Source organism: Dyadobacter sp. AC419 (genome assembly GCF_979253085.1).
In genome coordinates, this window is record NZ_CEEDCD010000017.1 from 318,039 (window position 1) to 331,673 (window position 13,635).

The following is a 13,635-nucleotide window of genomic DNA, read 5'->3' on the forward strand; positions in this document are numbered from 1 at the left end:
TTTTTTGTGAAAAGAAACGACATACTCTGGAAATCCATACTGGAAGACACATTCGAAGACTTCCTGCTTTTCTTCTTTCCCGAAGCCAACGCGCTATTTGATTTTTCAAAACCATTTGAATATCTCGACAAAGAGCTGGAACAGCTTTTCCCGCCAGAGGAAGATCATTTTGCCAGTAAATTTGTAGACAAGCTGGTTAAAGTTTTTACCAAAGAAGGGCAGGAGCAATGGATCCTCGTTCACATTGAAGTTCAGGGCTACACGGATCACGCTTTTGCCGACCGCATGTTCACTTACTATTACCGGATTTGGGATAAATATCGCAAACGCACAACCGCGCTGGCGATATTAGCGGATGATAATAAGCTTTACTATCCAAGCTGTTTTGAGCAATCGTTTCTCGGGACTTCATTACGGTTTGAGTTCAACATTTTGAAAGTTTTAGATCAATGCGACCGCAAGCTCGCGGAAAGCGATAATGTGTTCGCACACGTCATTATGACGGTCAAAACCGCGTTGAAGAGTAAGAAAATAGGAGAGCAGGACTTGTTTGATTTGAAAATTCAACTGGCCAAGAGACTGTTGGGTAGAAAAATATCCAAATACAAAATTGGAAAGCTGATGGATTTTTTGAAATTTTATGTGGTCTTGAACGACTCGTATTTGCATGAGTCGTTCAATAAAGAAATAGATTATCTAACACTAAAAACATACACGACCATGGGAATGGATGAAGCAGTTCTTTATATTTCAAGAGAGGAAGGCAAAGAGCAGGGAATTGAAATCGGCCGATTGGCGAGAAATATCGAGTTTACAGAAAAGTTGCTGAATGATTCGCGCTTCACTCATGAAGAAATAGCACGGCTCGTTGATGTCCCGTTGGAATTTGTGTTAGATGTGAAGCAGAAGATATAATCTCACTCAAAATATTAGTGCCAGCGCAAAGCTCTAAGCTTTGCGCTTTTTTTATTCTTAACCGTTGTAGTTTCTCCAAAAGCCAAATATTCAAATAGTATTTTAGGGATAATTATTTAGCTTTATGCCTTGTTAGTAAAACAGATGCAGCGGTGATCAATTTGGATGCCTTAACCGGGGAAATGACGGACCAGCAACTTTGGCAGCGAATTCGTGAGGGGAATGAGCAGGCGTTTACCATCATATTTGAAAAATATCACAGGACGCTTTACAACTACGGAAGTAAACTCACTTCCAATTCTGCAATCGTCGAGGACGCTGTGCAGGATGTCTTTATTGACATTTGGCGGCTGCGTAATAACCTCACGGACAATGTAACTTCAGTGAAATTCTATTTATATCGAGCATTGCGGAGAAGAATACATTTGGCGCAGGACAAATTTCCGGTCACCGAGGAAATCACATTCCTTCCTGATCATGAAACACCAGCGAATGCTGCAAATTCAGAGACCATTCTGATCGACGTCGAGTCGGCTTCCATGCGGGCAAAACAAATTCAAAACTTGCTTTCTCAATTGCCGCAACGCCAGGTTGAGGCGCTTACGCTTCGTTATTTCGATGATTTTTCAGTCGAGGAAATTGCAGGGATTATGGGCGTCAGTTTAAAATCAGTTCGTAACTTTATTTATAAAGCACTCACTTCTCTTCGCCATAATCGGCAAATACTTCTTATTTCCAGCCTCATCTTCTGCGTGTTAGGCGTTTTCTAGAATTTTTCTATAAAAAAATTTCATTTTCGAGGGGTCATTTTATGATTTCCATGCTCTTTCTTTTTGAAAGCCGAATTTTTGCATCCCGATGATATGAAGCATGACCCTTACGCTCTGACGGAGCTGATCCGAAGTGATGAATTTATCGCGTGGGTAATGCACCCGGACGCAGCCAGTGAGCATAAGTGGCAAACATTTCTGGAAAATAATCCGGAGAAAAAGCAGACCATCGCAGCCGCTCGCGAGTATGTGATCCTTTTGGCCAAAGACACCGGCCGCGATCAGCCTACGAAAAAGCAAAGCGATCGCATGTGGAATGCAGTGGAAAGCCGAATGCAAGATGCTATGCCGTTGCCAGCCGTTGAAGAACCTGCAAAAGGAAGGACAATCTCAGGATGGCGGTGGATGAGGGTTGCTGCTTCGGCGGCTTTGATATTAAGCATCGGGTCGGTTAAGTTACTGGTTTTATTACAGACAGGCCGGACCGGCTGGGGGCGTTGCTGTTATGCAGAATGTAAGTGCTGAGAAGGTTATTCAAAGGCATAATGATTCGGGAAAGCCAATGATGGTCCTTTTAACAGACGGCAGTTCGGTCGTTTTAGAGCCTGGCGGCAGGCTGAGTTATTCAGAAGCAGCTCACGCTAAGCGGAGAGAGGTTACGCTGACTGGAAAGGCGTTTTTTGAGATTGTTAAAAACAGAGAGAAGCCGTTTTTGGTGTATAGTTACGGTTTGGCGACAAAAGTTCTCGGCACCAGTTTCATGATTGACGCTTCGGAGGCAAACAAAGAAATACGTGTAGAAGTTAAGACCGGGACTGTTTCTGGTGTTTTCTATCAGTAATCTTGACAAGAAAGCAATTGAAGAAGAGTCTGACAAGCCGGAACTAACAGGAATTACATTAAGCCAGGATCAACGCATTGCATTTTCAAAAAGAGAGCGGCAAGATCATCAAACTGAGTGAGCAGCCGAATGATCTGGGAGGTGACATGAATATTTCAAAACAAGCTTTTGTGTTTGATGAAACGCCTGTTCATGAAGTGTTTGAGAAAATGGAAAGTGCCTACAATGTGCAAATCGCCTATGACAAGGCGCTCATGGGCAATTGCACGTTGAATGCAACATTGATCGGTCAGCCATTTAAAGAAAAGTTGGAAGCGATCTGCAATGCATTGGATGCCGAATATGAGATCCAGGACAACCTGGTTGCGATAAGAGGAAAAGGTTGCAAATAAGGTGCGAAAGAAGATTTACAAACAATTGCCGGATAAAAACACAGTCACTAAACCCATAAACAGCTGCATATGAGATAAACCTATCCCATTTACATAAAAAAAGACCAGCCATGTTCCAGCATGACTGATCTCTAAGTTCCCCGAAGTAACTGACATTACTTTACATCCGCTTTTCAGGGGGATGCAAGGGAAGATTTCGTTGAATAATCTCCTTAACCAACAAATTCATTTCAAAAATATGAAAAAAGTTCGACGACTTGAAGACTTTCTAATCACACTCATGCGAATAACGTTCATTCAATGCATCCTGGCAGGCCTGTTTATGGGCATCTCCTGGGCACATGACGGAAGGGCTCAATCTGCATTGAGCCAGAAAGTTACGGTGGACATTCAGAACGAGGATATCAAAAAGATCCTCGCACAGCTCGAAAAACAAACAAACGTAAAGTTCGTTTTCAGCTCCAAACTGATCCAGTCAGACAGAAGAGCCTCCATAAGGGCACAAAACGGCGCATTAGCAGACGTTCTGGATGCCTTGTTGAAGCCTATGGATCTGCGATACAAAGTAAAAAATGACCTGATCGTAATTCGTCCGGGTAACCAAACCGAAAAACAGGAAGAAGTTGCAGCCGTGGAGACCATTTCAGAACCGGAACAAAAAGTGGTGGATAAAACCATTACTGGAACGGTTAAGGAAGAGTCAGGAGCAGGATTGCCAGGTGTAAGCGTAGTGCTTAAAGGCACGCAAACCGGAACATCGACAGATTCAAAAGGAAAATACTCAATCACAGTTCCGGATGGAGAAACTACATTGATCTTCTCATTTGTGGGTTTTTTGTCACAGGAAGTGTTGGTTACCAGTGTGCAAAATGCTTTTGACGTAACATTAAAAGTAGATGACAAATCACTCGAAGAAGTCGTTGTGGTCGGTTACGGCACCCAAAAGAAAGAATCCTTAACGGGCGCCATTGCAACAGTCACCAGCAAAGATCTGGAACGCGTGCATGGCGGGTCAACAGTAAGCTCAGGCTTGGCTGGAAAAATCCCAGGCGTAACATTCAGAATGCCGGACGGACGCCCGGGTGCAAGCGCAACGGTTCAGATAAGGAACATGGGAAATCCGCTATTTGTGATCGACGGAATTCAGCAGGATGCAGGACAATTCAACAACATTTCACCGAACGACATTGAGAGCATTACCGTGCTAAAAGATGCCTCAGCGGCTATTTACGGGGTTCGTGCAGCAAATGGGGTTGTGGTTGTAACGACCAAAAGAGGAAAGAACGGAACCAAAAACACAATCAATCTGGATGCTTATACAGGCTGGCAAAACTGGTCACGCTTCCCGAATGTGGTGAATGATTCTTACCAGTGGATGGCGGGAAAAGCGGAAGCGGAAATGAACCAGTATGGCAAAACTTCAATCACCCAAGCGGAGCTCGACAAATACAAAGCCGGCACAGAAATGGGTTATAAAAGCTTCAACTGGAAAGATTTTATCGTTAAGAAAAACTCCCCGCTTTCTTCTGTGAACCTGAATATGACAGGTGGATCCGATAAGATCAGTTATTACATTTCGGCGACGCGCCTGAGCCAGAATTCGGTTTTGGGAAGAGAGTTTACTTTCAAAAGAAATAATCTGCAAAGCAACGTCGACGCAAATATTACCGACGGTTTGAAAGTAGGCGTGCAAATCAATGGTCGAATCGAAACCCGGGACCAACCTGGGATTCCGGGAGGTGATGATTACTGGCTGCCGCGTTTTGCTATTTTGCGCAACAGGCCATTTGAACGCCCTTATGCCAATGATAATCCGTTGTATCTCAACGATATAAAGCACAACGAAACAAACTGGGCCTACAATAACAAAAAACTCGGCGGTTATCAGACTGACATCTGGCGCGTGCTGCAAACCAACATGACCGGTGAATACAAAATTCCGGGATTCAAAGGTTTGGTAGCCAAAGGAATGTATTCTTATTACATCGCCGATCAAGTTTTGAATGGTCACGAGTACACATATGAGGCCTACACTTACAATCCGACAGACGACACTTATAAAGTAACGGGCGGCAGCACGAACCCTTGGAGAGAAAGACGCACCAGGAAAGTGATGCGTAATGTTTATCAGGGTCAATTGAATTATAATAACACATTTGGTAAACATACGGTCGGAGCAACATTCGTGGCGGAGCGGCAGGAAGAACGCAATCAGGAGCAATGGGCGCACTCTGTTCCCAAAACCAATGTGCTTCCCCTCATGTATTTTGCAACAATGGACACTTACGACGATCGTGATGACCAGCTTGCGCGTATAGGGTATATCGGTAGGGTTAATTATGACTTTGCAGGCAAATATTATGTCGAATTATCGGCCCGCCGTGACGCTTCCTGGAAGTTCGCACCGGACCGTCGCGTGGGTTATTTCCCATCTGCTTCGGCTGGTTGGAGAATCACCGAAGAGGACTTTGTAAAGAACATGTTAGGAAGCGGAAGCTTTCTCGACGATCTGAAAATCCGTGGTTCTTATGGTGTGTTGGGTGATGATGACATTGGCATTGGACCTTACGATTATTTGCCGGGCTATAATTACAATCAAGGCAATGCGGTCCTGAGCGGAACAGCCATTGTTACGTCAAGAGATAAAGGTCAGATTATAAACAACATTTCCTGGTTCAAAAGTAAGATTGCGGACGTAGGAGCAGACTTTTCACTATTTGGAACAAAGCTTACCGGCTCAGTTGATTATTTTTATCGCCTTCGCACAGGGCTGCGCGGAAGGAAATATGACCTTTTGGTGCCAAGCGAACTAGGTTACGCACTTCCCGAAGAAAACGTGAACAGTGATTCGCAGTATGGCTGGGAAGGCGCTTTGACTTACAATGGAAAATCGGGTGATATCAGCTATTCTGTTGGCGGAAATGTGTCTTTCTCGAGAAGCAAGTTTATTTCATCATATAAGCCCATTTTTAACAATTCCCTGGACCAGTATCGCGCTTCCATCGAAGACCGTTACAACAACATTTTCTGGGGTTATGAAACGATCGGGCAGTTCCAGTCTCAGCAGCAGATCAACGAATATCCTGTCAACATTGATGGCCAGGGAAACCGCACATTGTTGCCGGGTGACTTGATTTACAAAGATATAAATGGAGACAATGTGATTAGCGGACTGGATGAAAGACCAATCGGTTACACCACAAGCGGCCAGCCAAACATTAACTTCGGTCTGAATTTCGCAGTGAGCTGGAAGGGAATTTCATTCAATGCAGACTTTTCCGGCGGGGCGATGTATTCATGGAATCAAAACTGGGAGCAAAGATGGGCTTACCAGAATGACGGTGCTTTGAACAAAATATTCCTCGACAGATGGCACCGCGCTGATCCTTTTGACCTGAACAGCGAATGGATTCCTGGTAAATATCCAGCTTTGCGCTACAATGACGGCAATCATAGCAACTACAACAAGCAATCCACTTTCTGGCTGCATAACGTGAAATACATCCGCGCCAGGACGATCGAGGTCGGTTATTCTCTGCCCAAGACATTGTTGGAAAAAGTGAAGCTGCAACGTGCCCGGGTTTATATCAATGGCTATAACCTGTTCTCAATCGATAATTTGAAAGAATTTGGCGTGGACCCAGAAATCGCTGACGACAATGGATTACAGTATCCGCAAAACAAGTTCGTCAACGTAGGGGTCAGTATTTCAATTTAATAATCCATAGCATTCGAGATGAAAAAGATCATATATATACCAGTTTTCTTAATGTTGCTCCTGAGCTGGGGCTGTAATGACGACGAATTTCTAGACAGACCGCCAACAAGCATCCTGACCGAAGCGCAGGTTTGGGGCGACGAAGGCCAGGTGCTGGCACTTTTGGGAAACTTATACAACCGATATTATGACATTGGCACCGTTGAAGATTGGCAGTCGCTGGCCGGATTAAATGAAGCTTTTTGGTCAAATGCAGGTGATTATGCTAACTTTCAAAATAGCGGATGGGCAACTAATTCATGGGCAACCTGGGATTATGGTTACATTCGGGAGATAAACCTTTTTATCCAAAAGTGCGAAGCAGCTGAAAAACTTGCACCTGCCGTTCGAGACCGGTTTCTCGCAGAGGCGAAGTTTTTGCGGGCTTCCTACTATTTTGAATTGGTAAAAAGAATGGGCGGTGTTCCGCTTATTTTGGAGCCAATGACTTATGATTTCAGCGGAGATCCGACCTATTTGCAGCATCCAAGAGCCAAGGAATCGGAAATCTATGACTTTGTTATCAAAGAAGCAGAGGAAATCAAAGATAAGCTGCCCACGAATGTTGGAGAAAAATCACGTGCAACCAAAGCCGCAGTGCTCGCTATGCAGGTTAGAGCGGCATTATATGCTGGTTCTATTGCAAAATATGGCGCAACTACGCCGCAGGTTGCATTGCCGGGAGGGGAAGTTGGGATTCCTGCCAACCTTGCCACAGGTTATTATACCAAAGCGTTAAGCGCAGCAAAAGAGATCATCGGCGGAAATGCGGGTGCTTATTCTCTTTATACCAAAAAGCCCGATTTGTCAGAGAACTTTTCTAGCATTTTCTATGATAAGGCCAATAATCCGGAAGTGATCTTTGTAGAAGACTATAAACTGCAAAGCGGTAAGGTTCATGGCTTTACAATTTCCAATCAGCCGCGATATGGTGCGGAGGAAGAAGAAGGCGGGCGAATTAATCCGTCGCTGAATCTGGTGGAAGCATTTGAAAAACTGGATAATACATTTGCCCCGATCCCGACGGTGAATGCAGCCGGTCAGCCGATTTATTACAATGAACAAACGGACATTTTTGCAGGAAGAGATGCCCGTCTGGCGGGAACAGTAATGTTGCCCGGCACAGCGTACAAAGGCAGAACGGTGGACATTTGGGCTGGTTATCAGCTTGCTAACGGAAACATTGTCACCGGAGACGACAGAGGTGCGCAAAAAACATTGCCCGGCAAAACTGTCCCCGAGCAAGTAGTCGGCTTCGACGGCCCGATCGATGGTTTTGAGTTCACAGCACAAAGCGGTTTTTATCTCCGTAAATATCTCGATCCGGTTGTCGGATCAGGACAGCGCGGAGTGCAAAGCGAGGTTTGGTTTGTTCGCTATCGTTATGCGGAAGTGCTCCTGAATGCTGCTGAGGCCGCATTTGAATTGGGACAACTGGCTGACGCCGCAAAATATATGAATGAAGTCCGTGCCCGGGCTGGGCTTGTGAAACCACTTTTGGCATCACAAATCACATTTGACCGCATTGCGCACGAGCGCCGCGTAGAGCTCGCTTTCGAAGGACATTATTTATATGATATGAAAAGATGGCGCATTGCACATTTGATCATGGACGGAAATGCAATTTCAGCAACTGATTTGTCCAAAGATCTTGGCAAAGCCACCAAACGAAACACGCAGCCCTGGGGCCTCTGGTCTTACAAAATCTACGCGCCAGGAACTGCCAATAATGGTAAATGGATTTATAAGCCCGTGAAATTAAGCCGTGTAACCGGAGCCGACCGCTTTCAGCTGGGGAATTACTATTCCTACATCGCAGATGAAATCGTTAACAACAATCCGAAGATCGTCCGGAATCCGAATCACTAGGTTATCACTTCAAAAAAGATACGATATCATGAAAAATAGATTTCATTTTATACCATTACTGGCTCTGATCACCCTTTTTGCATCTTGTGCGAAGGACAATTTTACGGAGCCAAAGTCAACATTAACCGGCCGGATCGTCTATAATGGCGAGCCGATCGGAATAGAATACAACCAGTTCAGGCTGCAATTATGGCAACCGGGCTTTGGGAAACTTGCGGCTATCGATGCGCCTGTGGATCAGGATGGTTCTTACTCGGCGGTGCTTTTTAATGGCAAATACAAAATGGTTGTGCCAAAAGGAAGAGGGCCGTTCCGGACTTTAGAAAAAGACGCTGCTGCCAAAGACACGCTGTTTGTGAGTCTGGAAGGAAACCAGGAAGTGGACGTGGAGGTGATGCCTTATTACATGATTCGTACGCCTCAGTTTTCCGGTGCTGAAAACAAAGTTTCGGCCACTTTGAAACTCGAAAAAATCATTAATGATGTCAATGCGAAGGACATTGAGCGCGTTTCGCTTTTTATTAATAAAACGCAATTTGTATCCCGCGCAACCAATGTTGGCGTAACGGATATCAACGGCGGCGACATTAAGAACCTGAACACCATTAACTTATCCACGGAGATCCCGGCCCTCGTGCCTACGCAGAAATTTGTTTTTGCAAGAATTGGTGTCAAGATCAAAGACGTGGAAGACATGATCTTTTCACCCGTTCAAAAAGTCGAGTTTTGAATTTTCCTAAACCATAAAGCAAGTAAACAGCGTAGTTAATGAGGAAGTACAGTTTAATATTGCTCATCGGGTTATTGACATTGGGGTGCGCAAAGCGTAAAACAGATACTTCGGGAGTTAAATCCAGTGTTTCAAAAGGCAGAAGGGCAGAAGTTCTTTTTCTCGGCCATAACAGCAAACACCACGATTCTGGAAAATATGCGCCCTGGCTTTCGGTCAAATTGTTCAAAAGCGGCATCAACATGTCCTACACCGTTGATCTCAATGACATTAACCCCGAAAACCTTAAAAAATACGACGGCCTGATTATCTACGCCAATCACGATTCGTTATCACCTTCACAAGAAAGCGCAATGAAGGCCTTTGTCGAAAGCGGCAAGGGCCTCATTCCGCTACATTCGGCGTCCGGCTGTTTTAGAAATTCGAATTGGTATATTAAAACCATCGGCGGACAGTTTGCTTCTCACAAAACAGGCACTTTCAAAAACACGATCTTGAAGCCCGATCATCCGGTTATGCAAGGCATCACCGATTTTGAAACGTGGGATGAAACTTATGTTCACAAAAACCTGAATCCGGATAAAACCGTTTTGGGCGAACGCGTGGAAGGCGATGTGCACGAGCCTTACACCTGGGTTAGGAATGAAGGAAAAGGACGCGTTTTTTACACAGCATATGGTCATGAAGACAGCACGTGGACAAACAGAGGTTTTCTGGATCTGGTCAGAAATGGCGTCATGTGGGCCATAGGCGATAATGTAAAAGCTGAAATCGCAGCCCTCAATTTGCCCGACGTGGACATTTATCAATCCGATACGATTTCCAAGTATACCAAAAGGCATGTGGTGAATAAAATGCAGGAATCGCTTTCGCCAGGCGAATCGAACAAGCTGACGCAGGTTCCTGCTGATTTTGAAATACAACTTTTTGCCGCCGAGCCTGACATTACCAATCCCATCGCCATGGCCTGGGACGAAAAAGGAAGGTTATGGGTCGTAGAATCTGTCGATTATCCCAACACTTTTAAGGAAACAGACGGCGCTGCTAATGACCGCATAAAGATTTGTGAAGACACAAATGGCGACGGTAAGGCCGATAAATTCACCGTTTTTGCGGATAAACTCAACATTCCGACGAGCATGGTTTTTTCAAATGGCGGGATTATCGTCTCCATGGCGCCGGATTTCGTTTTTATGAAAGACACAAATGGCGACGACATTGCCGATGTGCGCGAAGTGATCATGACCGGCTGGGGCAAGAACGATACGCACGCCGGTCCCTCGAATCTGCAATATGGTTTCGATAACAAGATCTGGGGCGTGCTGGGTTATTCCGGATTCCGGGGCACGATTGACGGAAAGAAATTCAACTTTTCACAAGGCGTTTATCATTTCAAACCCGACGGAAAAGAGTTCGCTTACTTAGGCAGCAGCAGCAATAACACGTGGGGATTGGGCATGACGGAAGACAATAATGTGTTCCTGTCAACCGCCAACAACACGCATAGCGCCTATTATTCCATGCCGGGCCAATATATGCAACGCAGCATTGGCGACGACCAACCCGCAGTTTTATCCGTTCAGAAAATTGACGGACATTACGACGCACATTCAGTAACGCCCAATCTGCGTCAGGTCGATGTGGTTGGTGGTTTTACTTCTGCTGCGGGTCACCGTTTTTACACAGCAAGAAATTTCCCCAAAGAATATTGGAACCGCATTGCATTTGTAACCGAACCGACCATTCGTTTGGTGCATAAGGCAGTTTTGGAGCCCGATGGAGCAGGTTTTAAGGAAAAAGACGGCTGGAATTTCATGGCCAGCTCGGACGAATGGTTTGGTCCCGTGCAAGCGGAAACCGGCCCGGATGGAGCAGTTTGGGTAGCCGATTGGTATAATTTCATCATTCAGCACAATGTTTTCGTGCCCGCGCAGTCGCCCGCCGAGTTCATTATGCCATTCAAAGAACAGCCGCACGGACCCGGCAACGCATTCAGCAGTCCGATGCGAGACCTTAACCACGGCCGCATTTACAGGGTTATTTATAAAAACGGCAAGAAAACGCCGGTCATGAAGTTATCGAAAGGCGATCTGCCCGGATTGTTGGCCGCATTGGAAAATGACAACATGTTCTGGCGCATGACCGCGCAGCGGCTTTTGGTTGAATCAAAAAAACTTTCCGTCGTTCCTGACCTTTACAAAATCATTAGCAATCCGAAAGTCGATGAGATCGGATTAAACAGTCCGGCAGTGCATGCATTGTGGACTTTGCATGGGCTGGGCGTTTTGGATGGTTCCAATGCGGAAGCTTTGCAGGTTGTAAATAAGGCGCTTACGCATCCGGCGGCAGGCGTGCGTAAAGCGGCTGCAAGTGTTTTGCCAAAAAATGAGCAGAGTTTTGAAATGCTTCAAAAAGGCATGAAAGATGCAAATCTGAATACACGGCTAAGCGTTTTTATAGCTTTGGTTGAGCTGCCAGCTTCCGAAAAAGTGGGTGAAGCAGTGTATCAGGCCGCATTAGATGAACAGAATGCAAAAGATCCCTGGTTGTCAAAAGCGCTTTTGGCAGCCGCTATTAGCCATGAAAAAGGATTTTTGACTGCCGCAGAAAAGCAGTCACTTAAATCCGCATTTAGCGAGCAGATCACGCAGGCACTCCGCAAGGAAGTGTATCCGCTGGGCCGCAGAAATACGATGCAATTTCCTCCGGATGTGACCGGAAAGGAAATCACCATTAAAGCCAGCATTACGAAGGCGAAAGACAAACCACTGCGCGGTTTCATCGCCGGACAGGGTGGGAAAGATGGTGGTTATGCATTATACATTCAGGATGAAAAGCTCATTATGGCCGTAATACAGCATGGAATGGTGAGCCAAGCCGCAACAAGTGAGCCACTTCCCGAAAAGTTTGATGTCGTAGCGAGCTTGACCAAAACGGGTGACATTACCATTGCAATTGATGGTAAGGAGGCTGTAAAAGGTAAAGCACATATGCTTTTCGCAGCGCCTTTGACCAACAGCGTCCGCACTGGGGAAGATGTAAAAGGAGAGGACAAGCTTGGTTCTTATGAAGATGAGTTCGGGTTTGTCGGTAATTTCCAAAAAGCCACATTGGAGCTGAACCGGCCCTCGGAAAGCAATGCCGGGGAAATGGAAAATGAGAAAATTGCTGCTACAAAAACTACAAAATCATCCAACGCGACTGTCATCGAATTGAAGGTCGAAAAGGAGATTATGCAATTTGATAAAAAGCAGATTACAGTAAAAGCGGGGCAAAAAGTGATTATTAACCTGGAAAACCCCGACGGCATGCAACACAATCTGCTGATTATTAAACCAGGCACTTTACAGAAAGTAGGAACCGCTGCCGATGAAATGCTGCGTGATCCGAAAGCGGCTGAAAAACAATATGTTCCGAAGATTTCAGAGGTTTTATATTCCACTAAGCTGGTCAATTCCGGTGAAACGGTCACACTTGAATTCACGGTGCCCAACGAACCAGGGGATTATCCTTATGTATGCACGTTCCCGGGACACTGGCGCGGCATGAACGGGATCATGCGGGTGGTGAAATAGAAAAGTCAGTCATTCAAATTCCTAACCTTAACCTTTAATTCTCACAAATGACAAATTCATTTTTAAAAATTTTCCTGACGCTTTTCCTGCTGGTCAATGTTATTGCAGTGCGTGCAGAAAGCAGCTGGCCAGGGAAAAAGGCAATTCGTGTGTTAATGGTTGGCGGCGGATCTTCGCATGATTTTGACAAATGGTATAAAGGAGCAGACGTCGAAACTTTGCAAAAAGACGGCCTTGCAGCAGTTGAATACACGAGCGACCCGACCACCATTTTGGCAAAGCTCAAAGACATCGATGTCCTGCTTTTGGCAAATAACCAACCGATTGCGGACGCCGCAACGCGCAAGGCGATCTTTGCATTCGTTGACGCTGGAAAAGGCCTTGTCCTGGCGCATCCTGCACTTTGGTATAACTGGGCGGATTGGCCGGAATATAATCAGAAATTGGTCGGCGGAGGCTCAAAAGGCCATGACAAATACGGGCCGTTTGATGTGACGGTTACGGATACAAAACATCCCGTAACCAAGAATGTGCCCCAAACTTTTCATTTGGACGATGAGCTTTATTATCAGATTCCCGACAAAACAGGATCGCCGATCGAAGTGCTGGCAACAGCGAAAGCAGCTACTTCGGATAAGGTTTTCCCAAGCATTTTTATTGTGAAATATCCCAAAGGAAGAGTTGTAGGAATCGCTTTGGGCCATGATGCCGCATCGCACACCATAGCACCTTACCAGACTATTTTAAGAAATGCCATCAGCTGGGCCTCCGGAAATTAAATCCTTT

The 13,635-nt window shown here is 45.5% G+C and carries 10 protein-coding genes; all 10 read left to right on the forward strand.

Features of this window, described 5'->3' with window-relative positions:
• Positions 1 to 6: 6 nt before the first annotated feature.
• The 10 genes from AC0IYG_RS11815 (at position 7) to AC0IYG_RS11860 (ending at position 13,628) form a co-directional block, all read left to right on the forward strand.
• Positions 7 to 915 (forward strand): Rpn family recombination-promoting nuclease/putative transposase, encoded by a 909-nt coding sequence (locus AC0IYG_RS11815; protein ID WP_471711272.1) that lies wholly within the window; start codon positions 7 to 9, stop codon positions 913 to 915.
• A gap of 152 nt (positions 916 to 1,067) precedes the next feature.
• Positions 1,068 to 1,685 (forward strand): RNA polymerase sigma factor, encoded by a 618-nt coding sequence (locus tag AC0IYG_RS11820; protein WP_471711273.1) that lies wholly within the window; start codon positions 1,068 to 1,070, stop codon positions 1,683 to 1,685.
• 63 nt (positions 1,686 to 1,748) lie between these two features.
• Positions 1,749 to 2,210, forward strand: a complete 462-nt coding sequence (locus AC0IYG_RS11825; protein WP_471711274.1) for a hypothetical protein — start codon at positions 1,749 to 1,751, stop codon at positions 2,208 to 2,210.
• Between the two features lie 37 nt (positions 2,211 to 2,247).
• Positions 2,248 to 2,526 carry a FecR domain-containing protein gene (locus tag AC0IYG_RS11830; protein WP_471711275.1) on the forward strand — a complete coding sequence of 93 codons (279 nt, stop codon included), beginning with the start codon at positions 2,248 to 2,250 and terminating at the stop codon, positions 2,524 to 2,526.
• A 77-nt stretch (positions 2,527 to 2,603) separates the two neighbouring features.
• Positions 2,604 to 2,918 (forward strand): FecR domain-containing protein, encoded by a 315-nt coding sequence (locus tag AC0IYG_RS11835; RefSeq protein WP_471711276.1) that lies wholly within the window; start codon positions 2,604 to 2,606, stop codon positions 2,916 to 2,918.
• Between the two features lie 238 nt (positions 2,919 to 3,156).
• On the forward strand, positions 3,157 to 6,636 hold the full coding sequence (locus AC0IYG_RS11840; RefSeq protein WP_471711277.1) for a TonB-dependent receptor: 3,480 nt from the start codon (positions 3,157 to 3,159) through the stop codon (positions 6,634 to 6,636).
• An 18-nt stretch (positions 6,637 to 6,654) separates the two neighbouring features.
• Positions 6,655 to 8,544 carry a RagB/SusD family nutrient uptake outer membrane protein gene (locus AC0IYG_RS11845; protein ID WP_471711278.1) on the forward strand — a complete coding sequence of 630 codons (1,890 nt, stop codon included), beginning with the start codon at positions 6,655 to 6,657 and terminating at the stop codon, positions 8,542 to 8,544.
• Between the two features lie 28 nt (positions 8,545 to 8,572).
• The gene (locus tag AC0IYG_RS11850) at positions 8,573 to 9,274 is read left to right on the forward strand and encodes a DUF3823 domain-containing protein (protein WP_471711279.1); all 702 of its coding nucleotides are present in this window, start codon (positions 8,573 to 8,575) and stop codon (positions 9,272 to 9,274) included.
• A gap of 38 nt (positions 9,275 to 9,312) precedes the next feature.
• On the forward strand, positions 9,313 to 12,849 hold the full coding sequence (locus AC0IYG_RS11855) for a PVC-type heme-binding CxxCH protein (RefSeq protein ID WP_471711280.1): 3,537 nt from the start codon (positions 9,313 to 9,315) through the stop codon (positions 12,847 to 12,849).
• 47 nt (positions 12,850 to 12,896) lie between these two features.
• Positions 12,897 to 13,628: a ThuA domain-containing protein gene (locus tag AC0IYG_RS11860; RefSeq protein ID WP_471711281.1), complete on the forward strand. Its 732-nt coding sequence runs from the start codon at positions 12,897 to 12,899 to the stop codon at positions 13,626 to 13,628.
• Positions 13,629 to 13,635: the final 7 nt, after the last annotated feature.